This window comes from uncultured Winogradskyella sp. (assembly GCF_947495255.1).
Classification (GTDB): domain Bacteria; phylum Bacteroidota; class Bacteroidia; order Flavobacteriales; family Flavobacteriaceae; genus Winogradskyella.
Genome location: NZ_CANLYI010000007.1, coordinates 285169 through 304686 on the forward strand (window position 1 = coordinate 285169; position 19518 = coordinate 304686).

21 protein-coding genes are annotated in these 19518 nt (G+C 32.2%); 9 read left to right on the top strand and 12 right to left on the bottom strand.

The annotated features are described in order from the left end of the window. Nucleotide 1 precedes the first annotated feature (1 nt). The gene (locus Q0807_RS13325; protein WP_299110539.1) at nucleotides 2-310 is read left to right on the top strand and encodes a DUF6122 family protein; all 309 of its coding nucleotides are present in this window, start codon (nucleotides 2-4) and stop codon (nucleotides 308-310) included. Here Q0807_RS13325 and Q0807_RS13330 read toward each other — a convergent pair. The 8 genes from Q0807_RS13330 to Q0807_RS13365 form a co-directional block, all read right to left on the bottom strand. Further along, the gene (locus Q0807_RS13330; RefSeq protein WP_299110540.1) at nucleotides 302-1324 is read right to left on the bottom strand and encodes an endonuclease/exonuclease/phosphatase family protein; all 1023 of its coding nucleotides are present in this window, start codon (nucleotides 1322-1324) and stop codon (nucleotides 302-304) included. The genes Q0807_RS13325 and Q0807_RS13330 overlap by 9 nt on opposite strands. A gap of 8 nt (nucleotides 1325-1332) precedes the next feature. Beyond that, complete coding sequence (locus Q0807_RS13335; protein WP_299110541.1) at nucleotides 1333-2202, bottom strand: rhomboid family intramembrane serine protease; 870 nt, start codon at nucleotides 2200-2202, stop codon at nucleotides 1333-1335. A gap of 2 nt (nucleotides 2203-2204) precedes the next feature. After that, nucleotides 2205-2966, bottom strand: a complete 762-nt coding sequence (locus Q0807_RS13340; RefSeq protein ID WP_299110542.1) for a rhomboid family intramembrane serine protease — start codon at nucleotides 2964-2966, stop codon at nucleotides 2205-2207. 3 nt (nucleotides 2967-2969) lie between these two features. Beyond that, nucleotides 2970-4838, bottom strand: coding sequence for a DNA mismatch repair endonuclease MutL (mutL, locus tag Q0807_RS13345; protein ID WP_299110543.1), 1869 nt, complete (start codon nucleotides 4836-4838; stop codon nucleotides 2970-2972). Next, nucleotides 4838-5116, bottom strand: a complete 279-nt coding sequence (locus tag Q0807_RS13350) for a riboflavin synthase subunit beta (RefSeq protein ID WP_299110544.1) — start codon at nucleotides 5114-5116, stop codon at nucleotides 4838-4840. Before Q0807_RS13350 ends, mutL begins: the two co-directional genes overlap by 1 nt. Nucleotides 5117-5123: 7 nt before the next feature. Continuing rightward, nucleotides 5124-5339 carry a hypothetical protein gene (locus Q0807_RS13355; RefSeq protein WP_299110545.1) on the bottom strand — a complete coding sequence of 72 codons (216 nt, stop codon included), beginning with the start codon at nucleotides 5337-5339 and terminating at the stop codon, nucleotides 5124-5126. 243 nt (nucleotides 5340-5582) lie between these two features. Further along, nucleotides 5583-6089 carry a 6,7-dimethyl-8-ribityllumazine synthase gene (gene ribH / locus Q0807_RS13360; protein ID WP_299110546.1) on the bottom strand — a complete coding sequence of 169 codons (507 nt, stop codon included), beginning with the start codon at nucleotides 6087-6089 and terminating at the stop codon, nucleotides 5583-5585. Between the two features lie 3 nt (nucleotides 6090-6092). Then, entirely contained in the window at nucleotides 6093-6857 is a 765-nt protein-coding gene (locus Q0807_RS13365; protein ID WP_299110547.1) for a tetratricopeptide repeat protein, read from the bottom strand. A gap of 139 nt (nucleotides 6858-6996) precedes the next feature. On the opposite strand from Q0807_RS13365, the gene Q0807_RS13370 reads away from it, so the two are divergent. The 6 genes from Q0807_RS13370 (at nucleotide 6997) to Q0807_RS13395 (ending at nucleotide 13560) form a co-directional block, all read left to right on the top strand. Further along, entirely contained in the window at nucleotides 6997-8076 is a 1080-nt protein-coding gene (locus tag Q0807_RS13370; RefSeq protein WP_299110548.1) for a DNA replication/repair protein RecF, read from the top strand. Beyond that, nucleotides 8073-8561: a lipocalin family protein gene (locus Q0807_RS13375; RefSeq protein WP_299110549.1), complete on the top strand. Its 489-nt coding sequence runs from the start codon at nucleotides 8073-8075 to the stop codon at nucleotides 8559-8561. Before Q0807_RS13370 ends, Q0807_RS13375 begins: the two co-directional genes overlap by 4 nt. A gap of 33 nt (nucleotides 8562-8594) precedes the next feature. Then, the gene (locus Q0807_RS13380; RefSeq protein WP_299110550.1) at nucleotides 8595-8891 is read left to right on the top strand and encodes a DUF721 domain-containing protein; all 297 of its coding nucleotides are present in this window, start codon (nucleotides 8595-8597) and stop codon (nucleotides 8889-8891) included. Between the two features lie 168 nt (nucleotides 8892-9059). Beyond that, nucleotides 9060-11471: a penicillin acylase family protein gene (locus Q0807_RS13385; RefSeq protein ID WP_299110551.1), complete on the top strand. Its 2412-nt coding sequence runs from the start codon at nucleotides 9060-9062 to the stop codon at nucleotides 11469-11471. Beyond that, a complete protein-coding gene (locus Q0807_RS13390; RefSeq protein WP_299110553.1) occupies nucleotides 11471-11836 on the top strand; it encodes a hypothetical protein in 366 nt (121 codons plus the stop codon). Before Q0807_RS13385 ends, Q0807_RS13390 begins: the two co-directional genes overlap by 1 nt. Before the next feature lie 83 nt (nucleotides 11837-11919). Beyond that, nucleotides 11920-13560 carry a glycoside hydrolase family 30 protein gene (locus Q0807_RS13395; RefSeq protein WP_299110554.1) on the top strand — a complete coding sequence of 547 codons (1641 nt, stop codon included), beginning with the start codon at nucleotides 11920-11922 and terminating at the stop codon, nucleotides 13558-13560. A 97-nt stretch (nucleotides 13561-13657) separates the two neighbouring features. Here the strand turns inward: Q0807_RS13395 and Q0807_RS13400 are convergent, their stop codons facing one another. Beyond that, complete coding sequence (locus Q0807_RS13400; RefSeq protein ID WP_299110555.1) at nucleotides 13658-15130, bottom strand: T9SS type A sorting domain-containing protein; 1473 nt, start codon at nucleotides 15128-15130, stop codon at nucleotides 13658-13660. A gap of 193 nt (nucleotides 15131-15323) precedes the next feature. On the opposite strand from Q0807_RS13400, the gene Q0807_RS13405 reads away from it, so the two are divergent. Both Q0807_RS13405 and Q0807_RS13410 read left to right on the top strand, forming a co-directional pair. Then, entirely contained in the window at nucleotides 15324-16559 is a 1236-nt protein-coding gene (locus Q0807_RS13405; RefSeq protein WP_299110556.1) for a DNA cytosine methyltransferase, read from the top strand. After that, nucleotides 16552-17172: a hypothetical protein gene (locus Q0807_RS13410; RefSeq protein WP_299110557.1), complete on the top strand. Its 621-nt coding sequence runs from the start codon at nucleotides 16552-16554 to the stop codon at nucleotides 17170-17172. Before Q0807_RS13405 ends, Q0807_RS13410 begins: the two co-directional genes overlap by 8 nt. Before the next feature lie 20 nt (nucleotides 17173-17192). Here the strand turns inward: Q0807_RS13410 and Q0807_RS13415 are convergent, their stop codons facing one another. From Q0807_RS13415 to Q0807_RS13425, 3 genes are all read right to left on the bottom strand, one after another. Next, nucleotides 17193-17615, bottom strand: coding sequence for a hypothetical protein (locus tag Q0807_RS13415; RefSeq protein ID WP_299110558.1), 423 nt, complete (start codon nucleotides 17613-17615; stop codon nucleotides 17193-17195). 109 nt (nucleotides 17616-17724) lie between these two features. After that, nucleotides 17725-18429, bottom strand: coding sequence for a lipopolysaccharide assembly protein LapB (locus Q0807_RS13420; RefSeq protein WP_299110559.1), 705 nt, complete (start codon nucleotides 18427-18429; stop codon nucleotides 17725-17727). Nucleotides 18430-18524: 95 nt separating this feature from the next. Continuing rightward, a complete protein-coding gene (locus Q0807_RS13425; protein WP_299110560.1) occupies nucleotides 18525-19460 on the bottom strand; it encodes a peptidylprolyl isomerase in 936 nt (311 codons plus the stop codon). Nucleotides 19461-19518 lie beyond the last annotated feature (58 nt).

A 19518-nucleotide genomic window follows, 5' to 3' on the forward strand; every position in this document is an offset into this window, starting at 1 on the left:
TATGCTTCAACCCATAGCTCATTACGGTATACATTTTGGTTTACCCTTAGCTGTAGCTTTGGTACTCTATAAAAAGTATTGGGTTAAAGCATATATAATTATGGTATTAGGTATGCTTATAGACTTTGACCATCTTTTAGCCAACCCTGTTTTTGACCCAAACCGTTGTAGCATCAGTTTTCATCCACTTCACTCCTGCTACGCTATTGTAGTTTATGTATTGCTACTTATCCCTAAAAAAACAAGAATTATCGGTTTAGGTTTAGTCATACATATTATTGCAGACCTAGTTGATTGTAGCTTAATGTAGTTTTAAAGTCGTTTTTATTGGGTAATGATCAGATAGCTTCACATCATAAACTTCAAAGCCATTAACGATGAAATCTTTATCTGCCAAAATAAAATCAATGCGCATTGGAAAGAATTTAAAATCATAAGTACGACCAAATCCATTTCCAGCTTCTTCAAACGTATCAACTAAATCGTCGCCTTTAACCTTTCTATAAACATAAGAATATGCTGTATTGTTAAAATCACCAGTTACAATGGTTTTATAATGCGATTTAGACTTATGCGCAAGAAATAAATTTACTTGATCTTGTTGTGTTTTAAAAGTTGCACCTACTTGATTAAATAAATGACCAGAGGTTTCATCTTTTAGCTTTTCTACATCGGCATTAATACCAGAGGATTGTAAATGAAATGTATATATGCGTATCGTATCTTTATCTTTTACAATGTCTGCAAAAATCGCATTATTATAAGTATTAGGAAATTCTAACGAACCAGAGTTTACAATCGGAAATTTAGAAAATATAGCTTGTCCTCCTTTTATCCCTTTATTATAAGTAGCGTTAAAACTATAATAACCATCTAATTGCACACGTTCACCTCTCGGGTATTCTTGAAGACATAAAATATCTGGCTGTTCACCTTCTAACATTTTAACGATGCTTTCTTTATCTATAGCCTCTGGCAACCAGTGAAACTTATTAAACATTCTAACATTAAAAGACATCACAGAAAAATTAGCTTCATCTTCAACTTTCGCAGATGATGAAAACTTATACATAGAAGCAATATAATTATAGCCTAATAACAAAACTACTAGCGATAAAATCATATGTTTTTTTACACGAAGTAACCAGAAGATAAAGAAGAGTAGATTGAATAAAATAAGTAATGGAACACCTAAACTTAAAACAGACAAAGTCGCAAAACTTTTAGGCGGTATGTATGGTAAAACGTAAGAAATAAGCAATAAAAATGCCACCAACGAATTGATCACAAATACAATTTTACTACCTAATCCTAACCCTTTCACCGCTCCTATTATTTACCTGCTTTAAAAAGAAATTCTTTTTCTTCTGCAGTAAGGCTCTCGTAACCACTTTTACTGATTTTATCGAGAATTAAATCTATTTTTTTCTGATTATTAAACGAATGAAACTCGTCTTTAGTCTTACCTGCGTATTCCTTTGTTTGTTTTTTACGATGTACAGTTTTAAGATTAGATTTTGGTTTAAACAAACTCATAAAACTATCCATTGCACGTTCAAAGCCAATACCTATATCTGTCCCTTTTAATAATCTTGTAGCATAAATATATCCCAAAAGGTAACCACCAAAATGAGCGACATAACCACCTTGATTCAAACCAGACATTAATCTAAACAAATCTAAACCAACAATTACCATCGCAATATGCTTCCATTTTACATTAAAAGCATTAAACAATCGAATCTCTGTATTTGGAATATACGCTGCAACAAAAAGTAAAAGCGCACTAACACCTGCAGATGCTCCAACCAATACATCCTTTGGCCCAATAAGTTTTTGTGGCAAAAGGTTAGCAACAGCTAGATACGCTAAACCGCCACAAATAATTCCTAAGAAATAAATATTCAGAATCATTTTTTGTCTGAATAAATTTGTCGTTACTCTAGATAAATAATAGAGAAATAACATATTAAAAACTAAGTGAAAAATGCCATTATGCAAAAAGCCATAGGTAATTAATGACCATGGTTGAAATAAAAAATTCATAATACCAGAGGGCAATTCAAAATACGTAAACAAATCGAAACGTAATAATGAATTTACAACCAAGCTAATTAAAAACACAACAGCATTAATGGCTATGATTTTACCAAAAGCATCGAGATTATTAAACTTATATTTTAAATTTTGAATGGTACTCATAATTAATTCCAACGGTATTTATCCTTTTCATTTTTCTTCCAGAAATACATTAAAAGAAAGCCAGTTAAAGCACCTCCAACGTGAGCCATATAAGCTGTATTGCTAGGACTAAAGAAAGATTGACCTGTTAACCCTGAAATTAGATCTAACAAAATAATACCTGGAATAAAGTATTTTGCTTTTATTGGTATAGGCAAGAAAATTAGCATAAGTTCAGAATTTGGATATAACATACCATACGCGACTAAAATTCCCATAATTGCACCAGAAGCACCAACCATTGGCGATATAAAAGAGCCTGCAAAATCCTTAGCTTTATCTATATCTCCTAAAACCATAGACCAATTTTGATCATACTGACCCGTTGAGAGTAACTCTATGATACTAGACTGCGAAATACCTGCTTCCATTAATGTTGCAAGTCCTGTATTGTACTGATAATAAGAAAAAGCAATTTGAAGTGTAGCTGCACCAAATCCTGCTAATAAATAAAAAATGATAAACTTCTTCCAACCAAAAACCTGTTCTACTGCTGTACCAAACATCCAAAGCGCAAACATGTTAAAAAGGATATGCATAATATCTCCATGCATAAACATATGTGTTAATATTTGCCATGGTTGAAAAGAAGGATTTTTAGGGAAGTATAAAGCAAACCAAGTCATAAAGGGCTCGTTATTGCTTCCTATTGTCACCATCCCTATAAAAATAAGGACATTAATTATTAATAAATTCTTTACTGCATCTGTCATTTGTCGTCCCATACTCTACATAAATTTTTTCTCAATATCATCAACTGCCATTGTAATAAACGTTGGTCTATTGGTTGGTGATACATTAGGTTCCTTACAGGCAAATAAACTATTTACCATATGTTCTTGTTCTGTACTATTTAAAGATTGCCCATTTTTAATGGCCAAACTCTTTGCCATTGACTTAGCTAACAAATCTGAAGTGCTAAAATTAGTGTCTGGCACATCATTTTCCACATCACTAATTAACTGTTCTAAAATTATAGAAACTTCACTTTCTGGAACACCTACAGGAACACCTGTAATTGTAATTTCATTATTATTTAATTCTGAAAACACAAAACCAGTATGCTCCAAATTAGTCTTTAAATCCTCAATTATTTTAGTTTCACTTGGCGTATAATGTAGCTGTAGAGGAAATAATAATTGCTGACTTGTAGCTTCTTGTATAGTTATATGTTTCAAGAAATTTTCATACAAAATACGTTGATGAGCTCTATTCTGATCTATAATTAACATGCCAGATTTTAAAGTACTTACAATATATTTCTGTTGTAATTGAAACGTTGTTTTAGTGGTTTCAATAGATGAATCACTAAAAATAGATTCGTTTTTAGTATCACTCTCAAAAGTAACTTGACTAAAATCTGATTGTGAATTATTACCTTTAGATTCTAAACCTACATACATACTTTCCCAAGATGCTGATGGTGCGGATTTAAATCCACTATTTTGACTAGACCTTTTTTGGTTACTCGACGAAAATGAACCATCATCTGCAAAGGGATTAAAACTACGATCTACTTCTATTGCAGGAGTTGATGCCGACTTATCCTTATACTCATATGGAGTATTAAAATTGCTTTGTTGTTCAAAATCTAAAACAGGAGCTATATTAAATTGCCCTAAACTATGCTTTACTGCTGAACGTAAAATGGCATATAGTGTATGTTCATCATCAAACTTTATTTCAGTTTTAGTCGGATGAATATTAATATCAATAGATTTTGGGTCTACTGTAAGATTTAAGAAATAACTCGGATGATAACCATCCTTCAACAAACCTTCATAAGCCGATTTTATAGCATGATTAAGATAAGGACTCTTTATAAATCGCTGATTAACAAAAAAGTACTGCTCCGATTTTGTTTTCTTAGAGAATTCTGGTTTACCTACAAATCCTGAAATTTTTAATACTTCTGTTTCTTCTTCAACAGGCACTAATTTTTCATTGGTCTTTGTTCCAAAAATATGTACAACACGTTGCCTATAATTTTCTTGTGGCACATTAAACAAATCACTTCCATTATGATAAAATGCGAAAGCTATATTTGGATGTGCTAAAGCTACACGATGAAACTCGTCTGTAATATGTCTTAACTCAACGGTATCTGACTTTAAGAAATTTCGTCTTGCCGGAATATTAAAAAATAAATGCTTTACAGACACTGAAGTACCAGTTGGCGTTACTGAAACCTCTTGAGATTTCACTTCACTTCCTTCAATTACTAAGACAGTACCTAAATCGTCTGTATCTTGTTTTGTTTTTAATTCTACATGCGCAATGGCAGCAATACTTGCTAAAGCTTCTCCTCTAAATCCTTTAGTGCTTAATTGAAATAAATCTTCTGCAGCTCTTATTTTTGATGTGGCATGACGCTCAAAGCTTAAACGCGCATCAGTAACACTCATACCTTTGCCGTTATCTATAACTTGTACTAGTGTTTTACCAGCATCTTTAATAATCAATTTTATTTCAGTAGCATTAGCGTCTATAGCATTCTCCATTAGTTCCTTAACTACGGAAGCTGGACGCTGAACGACCTCACCTGCTGCAATTTGATTAGCAACATGGTCTGGTAAAAGTTGAATAATATCTGACATTAGCTATTTGGAAGGAAAATAGAGAGATCAAAACCAATAATAAACAGAAACAGAAAAACCAAAATGCCTACAATTAAAAGAACTCGTCTATTAACGTTAGTATCATTATTGTTTTTATAGTCATCTACGGCTGCATTCAGTTTTCCTTTAATTCCTTTTGCAGGATTTATTGTAGTTCGTTGATCGTCGAATTTATGTTTTAGCTCAAAACCATCTCCCTTATAATAACGAGGTTGGTAATTAAACTTCTTATTCTTTTTTAATTTCATTAATCCCATAGTACCCTTAATTTATATATCCTTCAAGAATATAAAGTAAAACAAAAAGCGAAACTAACATTACGATTAAAGCTGGTAATGACGTAAAAACATTTCCATGTTTCTTTTCACTCCCTTTAATTTCATTCCATTTAGCTTCGAAGTCGGCTTTCGACTCTTTTTCTTCGGAATCCTGAAGTCGAGATTTATAAGTAAAACGCTTATTTTTTCTTTGCTGAAACAAATGACTCGTAAATTATACTAGATTAAGCTCAAAAGTACTGAAATTACAAGGAACAAATGCTTAAGGATTCCTTAAAATTATTAACAAAAAGGATGCCACAGTTAGCAGTTAGCAGTTAGCAGTTAGCAGTTAGCAGTTAGCAGTTAGCAGTTAGCAGTTAGCAAAATTAAATTATATTGAAAACAATACTATTGCTCATTTTCTTTTAATGCAAAGTAAAGACTGAAGACTTTAAAATAAAAACTATATAGACTGCTTACGCAAATCTGCCATTTTAATAGCAGCGATAGCAGCTTCTGTACCTTTATTTCCATGTTTTCCGCCAGAACGGTCAATGGATTGTTGTATGTTATTATCTGTAAGTACACAGAATAGAACAGGAATATTACCTTTAAGATTTAAGTCTTTAATACCTTGTGTTACGCCTTCGCAAACAAAATCGAAATGTTTTGTTTCCCCTTGAATTACACAACCTATTACAATAATAGCGTCTAACATGCCTGAGTCTGCATAAATGCTTTTACTCATTCTTGCAGCACCATAAGTTAACTCAAACGTACCAGGAACATTCCAACGTACAATATTTTGCTTAATAGCTCCACAATCTATAAGCGCATCAAAAGCACCTTGCCATAGACCTTCTGTGATTTTGTCATTCCATTCTGAAACAACAATCCCAAACCGAAAATCTTTCGCGTTTGGGATTGTAGCTTTATCGTAATTCGATAAATTATGATTTGCAGTCGCCATACACTATAAGCTTGCTTCTACTTTTCCTATCAATACATCTGCATCCTTAGCTTCGTTAGAAGTTGAAAATTCAGATTTAATTCGCGTTAAATAATCTAAAGCCTTACTATTGTTACCTAAATCAATAGCAACCTTAGCCGCTTTCATTAAATACAGAGGAGTAGTAAAATCATTTACATTAGCTTTAAATGCTTTTTCGTAATATTCTAAAGCCTTATCTGATTGGTCTAGTTGTACAAAAGCATCACCTATTCCTCCTTTAGCAATTGGACCTAACATTTTATCTTCACTAGAAAAATCATCTAAATGCTCAACAGCATTTTGGTAATCTTTTAAGTTTAAGTATGCCATACCAGCATAATAGTTCGCTAAGTTAGCTGCAGGTGTTCCTCCATAGTTCTCAATAATATCGAGCATACCATATTTACCTTCACCACCTTCTAAAGACATTCTATATAAAGAATCTGCAGAAGTACCATTAACGGCTTCGTTAAAATATTTCTTTGCAGTGTACATTTCGTTCATTGCATCCTTTTCATTAGGTTCAGCTACAAATTTATTGTACGCTAAAACTGCTAAAACCAATAATGCGATTATACCAACTATACCTATTATATACTTTTGGTTTCTTACAGCCCATTCCTCAGCTTTAGAAGCGCCTTCATCTAAAGTATTAAATACTTCAGCTGTTGTTGAATCTTCTTCAACAATTACTTCTTTCTCTTTTACTGTTTTTGGTTTGTAGCCTCTTTTATTATACGTTGCCATAAATTGTCATTTTGTGCGTGCGCAAAAATAAAATTTTTATTGGGATTTAAAAGCCTATTTATTTGTTATTTTTGAATAATTAATAACAAGCGCAAAAGCTTTTCTACATCAGTAAAATCAAGGAATCTGTTTACTTTTCATGAATCTAAACTCACTATCTCTAGTTAATTATAAAAATTTTGAAAGTCAGGTTTTCGATTTCGACGCTAAAATCAACTGTTTTGTTGGTGCAAATGGTATCGGTAAAACCAACGCTTTAGACGCTATTTATCACTTAGCTTTTGGAAAAAGCTATTTTAATCCAATAGCTGTACAAAATATAAACCACAATGCAGAGTTTTTTGTTGTTGATGGCAAATTCACAAAAAATGAACGTGATGAGAAAATAATAGTCTCCTTAAAACGTGGCAACAAAAAGGTTATTAAAAAAAATGGTAAAGCTTACGAGAAATTTAGTGAGCATATTGGTTTTATTCCACTAGTTATAATCTCGCCAGCCGATCGCAATTTAATTATTGAAGGCAGTGACACCAGACGAAAATTTATAGACAGTGTAATTTCGCAAAGTGACAAAAATTATTTAGCAGAACTTATAAATTATAATAAAGTATTAACGCAACGTAATGCGCTCTTAAAATATTTTGCATTGAACAACACCTTTAATGCAGATACTTTAGCTATATACAATGAACAACTCCATACTTATGGTAGTGTGATTTTTAAAAAGCGAGATGCCTTTTTACAAACTTTCATTCCTATTTTCAAATCGCGTTACGAAGCTATTAGTCAGAATAAAGAAGCTATTGATTTAACTTATAAAAGTGATTTATTTAAAATTGAATTAATTGATTTACTCGCCAACAATATTAATAAAGACAAAGCACTGCAATATACTAGTGTCGGAACACACAAAGATGATTTAGTGTTTTTAATTGATGATTTCCCGATTAAAAAATTTGGAAGTCAAGGACAGCAAAAGTCCTTTTTAATTGCTTTAAAGTTGGCACAATTCGATTTTATAAAACAACAAAGTGGTGTCTCTCCTATCCTATTATTAGATGACATTTTTGATAAGTTAGATGAAAGCAGAGTTTCACAAATTATTAGTTTGGTAGATGATGTACATTTTGGTCAAATTTTTATTAGTGATACACATGCAGAACGTACTGAAGATGTTATAAAACAAACGCATCAATCTTATAAAATTTTCAAATTATGAAAAACATTTTCAACATTATGAGACCCTCTTTCACTGCCAATTGTATTAGTCTTTATAAATTAAAGACCACCTTATTAACAGTAGTAATGGTGAGCATCTTTAGCTGCGGTAAAAACCCAGAATCATATATTAAACATATAGAAGGTTACTGGGAAATACAAGAAGTAACCATGGCAGATGGCAGTAAAAAAGAATACAAATTCAATGAAACAATAGATTATATAGGTATAAATGATAGTTTAAAAGGTTTCAGAAAAAAACTTAAACCAGGTATTAATGATACTTATTTTACCTCTGGCGATGCAGAAGACATTCAATTAAAAGTTGAGAACGATAAATTATACATTTACTATACCACACCTTATGCTAATTGGAAAGAAAAAGTATTAAATGCAAATGCTAAACAGCTTAAAATAATGAACGAAGACCAAAATATTTATTTATACAAGAGGTACACTTCTATAATATTAGATTTAGAAGAGTAACTTTGTAAAATGAATTATTGAAAATTCAACATCATGGCAAAACGAAATAACGACAACCAACCAATAGAAGATATTTTAAAACAGTTTGTTCAAAATAATAATTTGCAATCTGGTTTAGACAAAGTAGACGTGCGCGAGGCATGGGCAAACCTAATGGGAAATGGTGTTAACAATTACACAACAGCCATAGAATTAAAACACGATACTTTATATGTACAACTAAGTTCTAGTGTTTTGCGTGAAGAATTAAGTTACGGAACTGAAAAAATCATTAAAATGCTTAACGAGTCGTTACGAAAGGAAGTGGTTAAAAAATTAGTGCTTCGCTAGTTGTAAAAACTATGCTTTATTTAATTTTACATTTCTTCAAGATTTAAATAACACTATTTTTTAGCGTCTTAGATTAATATAATTCAGTCATCCAAAATATTGATGTTTTTTGGTAGCCAAGAATTATATAAAATTTGCTATTTTTAAGTCCGACTATAATTCAACTTCATGAAATATTTCAAGCTTATTCTTTCTTTCGTATTAACGATAGGTATTTTTTACGGACTTAATACAAAATTTGGTTCTATTCCTCCTATTGGTAAATTTCTAAATCCTTATTCTGGTGTTTGGCAAAATGAAACCGATGAAGCCATTTCAGGAGAAGTATCAATTCCTGAGTTAAAAGAGAAAGTCACTGTGCATTACGATGCTCAATTAATTCCGCATGTTTTTGCACAAAACGAACTCGACTTATATAGAGCACAAGGTTACATTACGGCAAAGCATAGACTTTGGCAAATGGAGTTTCAAACGTATGCTGCAGCTGGTCGCTTATCTGAATTAATAGGTGAAAAAGCCTTGAATTACGACCGACAAGAACGAAGAAGAGGTATGGTATATGGTGCAGAACAGAGTTTAAAAAAAATGACTGAAGATGCTAACACCATGGCAATAGTTAAGGCATATTCTGATGGCGTTAATAGTTATATTAATCAGCTTAGCCCAAATGACTACCCTGTAGAATACAAATTATTAGATTATAAGCCAGAAGCTTGGACACCAAAAAAATCAGCATTATTGTTAATGTATATGACAAAAATGTTGGCTGGAGGTGATGAAGATATGGAAAACACCAATGCTTTACGTTTATTTGGAAAGGAGCGTTTTGATTTATTATTTCCTGATTTTTTCGATATTACAGACCCAATTATTCCGAAAGAAACCGATTGGAGCTATATTGATGTTCCGCAAACTAAAAACCCTAATACCAAACCTATTTTAGATTCTATTGCTGAGACTATTGACAAACCAGACCCAAATTATGGAAGTAATAATTGGGCTATTTCTGATAAGAAATCAACAACAGGAAACGCAATTTTAGCTAACGATCCGCATTTAGGACTCAACTTACCTTCCATTTGGTTTGTAATGCAATTAAGCACACCAAATCATAATGCATTTGGAGCTACTTTACCTGGTGCGCTGGCTGTTATTTCTGGCTTTAATCAACATATTGCATGGGGAGAAACCAATGCGACTAGAGATGTCATTGATTGGTATAAAATTGAATTTAACGACGATAGAACAAAATACAAATTTGACAATCAATGGAAAGATGTTTCCATTAGAGTTGAAGACATTAAAATAAAAGGACAAACAGCCTATAAAGATTCTGTGCTTTACACGCATCATGGACCTGTAGTTTACGATAAAAACTTTAAGTCTGATCAAGAATTAGCTGGTTATGCTATGCAATGGACTGGTCATATTCCTAGTAATGGTCAAAAAACATTTACAGAAATGAATAAGGCTAAAAATTATGACGATTACGTAACCGCATTAAAAAATTGGGTTGCTCCTGCTCAAAATTTTGTATTTGCATCTACTTCTGGAGATGTTGCCATTTGGGTGCAAGGTTTGTTTCCTAATAAATGGGAAGGTCAAGGTAAATTTATAATGGATGGCAGTAAATCTAGAAACGATTGGCAAAGTTTTATTCCACAACAATTTAATGCTCATGTTAAGAATCCGAAACGTGGTTTTGTAAGTTCTGCTAATCAAACTCCCGTTGACGAAAACTATCCATATTTTGTGTTTAACGATGGTTTTGAAACCTATAGAAATCGCGTAATTAATGACTTCTTTAATTCGAAAGATAAATTTAGTGTTCAAGATTTTAAAGATTTACACAACAATAACTACAATCTTAAAGCAGCAGAGTTGATGCCTTATATGTTAGAAAACATGAAAACATCTAACTTAACTAAAGAAGAAAAAGAAATATATGACATTGCCAAAAACTGGAAATATAACAATGATATGGAACAAATAGGACCAAGCATTTGGAGCGCTTGGTGGCCTATTTTAAACACTATGGTTTGGGATGAATTTGATGTAGAAGACACAGCAATTTCTACTCCATTTACGTACCAAACTATCTATTTATTAAAAAACAATGGTGATGATGCATTTATGGACATTATAGACACACCAGAAAAAGAAACTGCGACAGATTTATTTAACCTTAGTTTTAGCAAAGCCGTTACAAAACTTAATGATTGGAAAGCAAAAAATGGAGATCTAAATTGGGTGAATTACAAAGGCACATTTGCTGGCCATTTATTGCAAGCTATACCAGCCTTTTCTCGATTTGACTTACCCATTGGTGGAGGTAAAAACATTGTAAATGCTACTTCAGAAAATTGGGGACCTTCTTGGCGAATGATTGTAGAAATGACCTCTCCTCCTACTGCTTTAGGTATTTATCCTGGTGGACAATCTGGAAATCCAGGAAGTAAATACTACGATAATTTTATAGACGATTGGGCAGCTGGCAAATACCATAGTCTTAATTTTTTACAAAATAATACAGCAACCGAAGCTATTATTGGCACACAAACCTTAACACCAAAGAAGTAATGCGTAAAAATATAATCAACTTTATTGTCACTATTATTCTAGCCTATTTACTCTCATTAGTAATGCCTTGGTGGTCTGTAATGATTGCTTCTATTGCAACAGCTTTATTTATTCCGTTGAAAAAATCAGCTGTGTTTTTTATTCCGTTGTTAGCAATTTTACTATTCTGGTTTGTTTATAGCTACCTGCTAAGCAGTGGAAACGATTTCACTTTAGCCAAGCGTATTGCAGTACTATTACCTTTAGGTGGAAATCCTTATGTTTTAATGTTAGTAACAGGAATCATTGGTGGATTAGCTGCTGGAATTTCGGCTATTTTCGGGAAGCAATTAAGTTTAGTTTTAAACCATAAAAAACAACTATAAAAGTTCCTGATTTTTTTTTAAAAACAGAAACAGATAAAACCTATATTTATCCTACTCTAACATTAATAAAAAACTAAATAAAGATGAGGATATTTAATAACAATACAACATCTCAAAACAACTTAAAACTCACTTTAAAAGTGGCAATTAGTCCAAAAATAAAATATTTTAAATTTCTTTTTATTTGCGTTGTAATAATAGGCTGTTCACCTAAAAGTAAATATGACGATTATGTATCTGAAGTATATCAAACTTCACAGTCTGGTGATAACCTAAAATTGATTGAAAGTGATAAAAATCCATCAAATACCGAAGACATAAAAAAAGTATCTATTGAACTTTTCCCTGAGGAAAAATTTCAAAAATATTATGGTTTTGGTGCTTCATTTACAGAATCTTCTGCATGGAATTTGGCAACGATTCCTGTAGAATCTCGTAAAAATGTTTTAACCAAACTTTTTAGTCCAACCGAAGGAGCTGGCTTTACACTGACAAGAACTCATATCAATAGTAGTGACTATTCAAACAACCACTATACTTACATTCAAGAAGGCGACGAAGACCTTTCAACTTTTAGTATACATGAAGACATGAAAGGCTTTACTGGTGACGAGAACGACCAAGTTCGCGATATTGAACTTGTAGAACCAGGTTATGACCTCATCCCAATGATTTTAGAAGCATCACGTATTCCTGGTGCCGATTTTAAAATAATTGCTTCGCCATGGAGTCCGCCTTCTTGGATGAAAACAGGAGAAACGTCTACCATGACTAATGGAACATTGCAACCTAAATATTATGGACTTTGGGCTGAATATATTTCAAAATATGTAACTGCTTATGAAGGGCAAGGCATAAAACTTTGGGCGATAACACCTCAAAACGAACCACTCCACGCACATAACGCACAATGGGACAGTAATGGATTTACACCTGAACAAGGTCGAGATTTTCTAAGAGACCATCTTGGACCTCAACTTGTAAAGGATGGTCATCTTAAACTTGATGATTTAGAATCTGGTTTACGTGTTCTTATTTACGACCATAATAAATCTACAATGAATGATTATGCTTCAGCGACTTACAAAGACCCAGAAGCTTCTAAATATGCTTGGGGAACTGCTTTTCATTGGTATACAAATTCCGAATTAAAAGAGAATAATTGGTATGCAGACGAATTAGCTGAGTTACAGAAAAACTGGCCGAATAAAGGAATGATTCATTCGGAATCTAGCATAGATATTGATGCTAACGACCCAATAGGTCAATATTGGAGAGAAAGCACAGATTACGCAGGTACATTTGTTCCTTTTGAGACTTATGCCTACGATATTATTACAGATTTAAATCACGGAACACAAGGTTATGTAGAATGGTGTAGTATTCTTAGCCATAAAGGGCAACCAAATCCTTACAATAACTTTAATAGTGCTCCAGTACTCATAAATCCAATTACGGATGAAGTGATTTACACACCTCTTTACTATTTACTAAGCCATTTTAGTAAGTTTATACGTCCCGATGCACATAGAATTAATCTAAAAGGCGAAAGTATTGAAGGTCTTATTTACACAGCTGCAAAAAATACGGATGGCTCTATAGCTGTTGTTGTTTATAATAATAACGATGAAGCTTATGAACTATCATTAACTATAGAGGGTAAAACGTTTACAACAGAAGTTGCTCTCAGAGCTATGCAGACTATTGTATTAGATGAAAAATAAATTATAAGAGCTTAACAAAAATTAAGTTTTAAAAAGTCTTAAAAAAGAAAAAGCTTCATCCAAACAGATGAAGCTTTTTTTGTACTATAAAAATAAACTAATTTATAACAAGTTTTTTAATGGCTTTAGCTTGCTCTCCTTCTAATTCTAGAATGTAGATTCCTGAAGATAAATCGAGATTCATTTCATTAGGGCCTATTTTTAATGGTTTTTTCATAATTAATTGACCATTGATACTATAGACATTCATTTGCTTAAACAAATTATTATTGTCTAAATTGAATTGACCTTCTGAAGGATTAGGATAAATAACTAATTGATTAATCAACGATTCATCAACACTTAAAAATCCACAATTTACAGGATCAAACGTCACTAAACCTAAAGAAGAAATATCATTTTGGTGCACAATAACCGCTTCTGCATCTGCAATAGAATTTGGCACGTTTTCTTCATCCCAACAATTATGCATTGCCATAAAGGCATTATCTGTATTATTGTAAAGCGCATAAGTCACTCCTCCATTACCATTTTGAGAAAATACATTTTCACCAATATTATCAACATTGTCGCCTAAATTTACAGAAGACTCTCCTTGAAGTGTAATTCCCCATAAATTACCTCTAATTTCGTTACCTGTAGCTACAACATCCATTCCTTCGGACGAAGCATTTAATGAAATACCACTTCCTCCAAGATTAGGACTGCCTTGAGAATTGTTATCTTCTATAACATTATTTCTAACCAATGCAGAAATATCATCACCGAGTAAAGCAATACCATAACGATTATCCTTTACTATATTATCATCAATAATTGCATCAACAACACCTCCTAATAAATTAGAAATCGCAATACCACCAACCTGAGTTAAATTGCGGTTACCAATAATAGTATTTTGAATAATTTGAATAGGTTCAGTTGTCATAGTTGTACCCATATTTATTTGAGGTCTATTAGAATTGGCTTGGTTATTACCTTCTATATAATTATTAAAAATATAAGGAGACACATCATTGGTAGCACCAGAACTAATCGCTGGTGTTTCATTAAAAGTTATTGTATTATTTGTAATTTGAGGCATACCTCTAGAAAGTGAGATTACACTTCCTGTTGAAATACCAGAAACATTATTAATAATTGTACAATTATTAATTGTGAAGGTTTCCGTTAATACACGTAATCCTCCTCCATATTGGATTGTTGAATTTTGAATATTAATTATAGAAAATTCTTCAAAACGAAAGCCTTCATAAGGTGCGTTTGTATCAAGAGCTGTGAAAACAGTATTGGTTGCACTTACATTAAATGTTCCAAAAATGGTAATTCTAACGTCTGCTCCAATTTCTAATGTCACATCTGTATCAATAAGAAACGTGTCTGTTGCAGAAATTATTAAGTCATCTATTAACGTATAAGTTGTACCAGACACAGAAATAGTAGAAGGACTAGCCGTAACAAGGTCGTCTAAAGAATAAGAAACTCCCGTATCTGGAGTCGTGTAACCTTGTGCAGAAACTAAACTGACAAAGCTAAGAGCAAAAATAAGGTTGAGTAAAATTTGTTTCATATAGTTATGTGTTTTGAGTTTCATTAAAATTATAAAATATTATATACTATAACTGTTAAATAGTATCTTTTTGCAATCAATAATAACAACTTAACAATCAAAATAATTTAAATTTAAAGCTGAGAGTATAGAATACTTTTATAATTTTAGACACTATTTGTCCAAAGCAATTTAAAAATGAAGGCACAAGTAAATGGGAAAGAATAAATTGAAAGTAGCAGAATTATTTGCAGGCGTTGGAGGTTTTAGACTTGGGCTTGAAAAAAGTGATTATGAAATTATCTGGAGCAACCAATGGGAACCTTCCACAAAAATTCAACATGCTTCTAAAGTTTACGAAGCACGTTTTGGAAAAGAAAACCACTCAAACGAAGATATAAATGAAGTTGTAACAAGAGATGTTGAAGAAATCCCTGATCACGATTTATTAGTTGGTGGTTTTCCTTGTCAGGATTATTCTGTGGCAACAACATTACATAATTCTAAAGGCTTAAAAGGCAAGAAAGGTGTGCTTTGGTGGTCTATTCATAATATTTTAGAAAATAAAAAGAACAAACCAAAATATCTATTTTTAGAAAATGTAGATCGGCTTTTAAAATCACCAGCGAAACAAAGAGGAAGAGACTTTGCCGTTATGCTTCAAAGTCTAAATGATTTAGGCTACGCTGTAGAATGGCGTGTTATTAATGCAGCAGAATACGGAATGCCACAACGAAGACGACGCGTTTTCTTTATTGGTTATCATAAATCTACGCCAACTTATAAAAGACTTCAAAAATCGAGCAAAGCAGAATGGCTTACTGAAACAGGAACCATTGCCAATGCTTTCCCTGTGGCCAAAACTAATTCAGTTGACGAAGTTGAATTAAAAGGTAACTTAGTAGAAATCACTAATAACTTTAATAAAAACGGAAAATCATCACCTTTTTTAAATACTGGCTTACTCATAAAAGGGAAAGTTCACACTACTAAAACAGAGCCAAATTACGATGGTAAAAAAACCGTTTTAGCAGATGTTTTACAAAATGGAGAAGTAACACCAGAGTTTTTTATTGACGACAAAGACAAAGAAAAGTGGGAATACTTGAAAGGTGCAAAAACTATTGAACGCAAATCTGCAGATGGTTTTGTTTACAAATATTCTGAAGGAGGAATGATTTACCCAGATGCTTTAGATAATGCATCTAGAACTATAATTACTGGTGAAGGCGGAAAATCACCATCACGATTTAAACATGTTATTGTTTCAGGTAAAGGTTTAAGAAGATTAACACCTATTGAATTAGAACGTCTTAATATGTTTCCGGATAATCACACAAAACTAGAAGGAATCACTGATACAAAACGTGCCTTTTTTATGGGAAATGCATTAGTTGTTGGTGTTATTGAAAAAATTGGTACAGCACTTTATAATCAAATTAATGTCTAAATTCAAATCTGACTTAGCGCAAGAAGACATATTATCTAGATATTTAGATACCGTTTACGCTAAGAAAAAGATTGAATTTAAAAGAATAACAAATTTAAACGAACAACTGCAAGGCATCGATTTAATAATGACTGTAAACCAGAAGTCATATTTAATAGACGAAAAAGCCCAACTACATTACATAAATACTGATTTACCCACCTTTACATTTGAATTGTCTTATTTAAAGAACTCTATTATTAAAGATGGTTGGCTATTTGATGATAGTAAACACACTCATTATTATTTCTTAATTACTGGCATTTTTCTAAAAAAAGGAAAACAGAAATTATTATATAGTGATGACATTGATAAAATTAAAATTACTAGCGTAAATAGAGCTAAACTCATTAGACATTTAACGTCAATTAACTTAAGCAAAGAGAAATTACTGCATTACGATTTTGACTGTAGAACCAACAAAACTTACGGCAAAAACAATATTTCAGAATTAAATCCGAAAAGAGAAGGTCTTATTTATTTTACTGAACAATTGGATGAAGAACCAATTAATCTTCAGTTAAGGCTGAGCTATTTAATTAAAGTTGGTGTAGCAAAGCGGTTTCATTATTAGTAATCACAAGACAATTGCTTTTAAGCCTCAACAATATCGAAGCTTTTAGCCCATTGAATGGCAGATTCCAGAGAAATAAAACGTCTTATTTTCTTTTTGAAAAACAAGTTTTCAATTACCGTATTTATAAAGCTTATTTTGTGGTAACCAACAACACCATACCCCTTCAGCTCAAAACTATTGGTGAAAAATTTAAGCCAATCTGTTGGAACAAGAGAATAAGAATAAATTCTATGAGAGATATATACCAAATTGCTTCCATCGCAAATAGTAAAATCGGTTACATCTTTTACTATTTGCTGCGCATGGCTTTCCCAAGAGAAACTTACACCTTCTTTAATTTCAGAAACAACGAAACCATCAAAAATAAAAACAATACCAAACTTATAGTCTAGTACTTTTAATACATCGTTGTAAAAATCAGTATGTTTTATACTTGTCATTTAAATAAAAAAAAAGAATATTCTGACAAATTATAAATTAAAATTAAGAATACCTAACACCATTTCATTTAATTCACAACAACAACTAATCAACTGATTTTTAGTGCTTTTAATCCTCAAATTTATCTTTAGCAGCTTTAACATATCGCTTAGCAGGCTTATTTTCAGGAAAAAACTCTAACGCTTTTTTATAATTAATATAAGCTTGTAAACTATCATTATTTAGTAAATATGCTTCCGCCAAACTATCATACACATTAGCACTCTCTGGATGTAAAGCCGCGTTAATTTTTAAAATTCCTATAGCCTTATCATAGTCGTGTTTAACCATATGATTATAACCCATTCTGTTAAATTCCCTTTCATTAATAAAACTACTTGTTGAGTCCTGTTTTTTAATGTCTAGATAACCTGCAAGGGCTTTTTCGTAATTGCCTTCTTTTAAATATAAACTAGGTGTTTTATAACCATCTGGTGCTTTTAGATAATCGTAAGTAACGGTTCCATTTTCCTTTTCAGGTATAATTGACAAATACCACTCTTTAGTTTCAGGATGCTGCACAAATCGAAACTTCTTATACATATCTGCAACAAAGAACTCATTTTGTTCTATAGCTACAGGTTCAATTTTTCCATCTCTCCAATTGAGAAAGAGTTTATTATTTTCATAATAGACATCAATTAAATCATCTTGATTATAAAGGTAACTTCCTGCCGTTTCTTTTTTAAATTCTTCAGAATATTCAATATTACTAGAACAATTAAAAACGACAAATAAAATAATTACAGAAAAAAAGAGTCTTTTTAGTTTCATGGTGATTGGCTTGGTTAGATAATGAGCAAAAAAAAGTCTCACTATATTAAGTGAGACGATTCTTTTTCTATTTTGTTACGATAATAAGCTAATTCTTATCCTTTAACATCCATTAATTCTACATCAAAAACTAATGTTGCGTTTGGTGGAATTACACCTCCTGCTCCAGCAGCTCCATAAGCCAAATCGCTAGGAATTACTAAACGTGCTTTATCACCAACATTTAATAAACATATTCCTTCATCCCAACCAGGAATTACTTGACCAACACCAACTTGAAAATCTAAAGGTGCATTTCTTTTGTATGATGAATCAAAAACAGTTCCATCAGACAATTGTCCCTTATAATGTACAGATACTGTATTACCTTTTTCTGCTTTTTTACCGTCTCCCTTTTGAATAACTTTATAACGTAAACCAGATTTAGTTTCGTCAAAACCTACGGCTAATTTATCTAACTCAGCCTTTACAGCCTCACGTTCTGCAGCGACACGTTTTTCGCGAGAACCTTCAAACGTTCTAAATGCTTCAATTGCATTAAACTTTTCCGCTGCTTCGCCTTGTCTTATAATCTCAATACTTTCAATAGAATCACCTTGCACAATTGCATCTACAATATCCTGACCTTCTATTACATTACCAAAAACAGTATGTTTTCCGTCTAACCAATCCGTTGCAACATGTGTAATATAAAATTGACTTCCGTTTGTACCAGGACCCGAGTTAGCCATAGCTAAGATACCAGGACCTGAATGTTTTAAATCTGGATGAAACTCATCATCAAATTTATAACCAGGGTTTCCTGTACCAGTTCCTTGTGGACAACCACCTTGAATCATAAAATCTGGAATTACTCTGTGGAATTTTAATCCATCATAATAAGGAGTGCCTTGTGGTTTAGCTGAATTTTCTAAATTCCCTTCTGCTAATGCCACAAAATTACCAACTGTTCCTGGAGTTTTTTCGAACTCTAAATTTACTAAAACCGCACCTTTTGTAGTGTTGAATTTTGCGTATAAACCGTCTTGCATTGTGTTTTCTTTTGTTTAAGAGTGCAAAGATAAGTAATGATTTATGAATTACGAATTT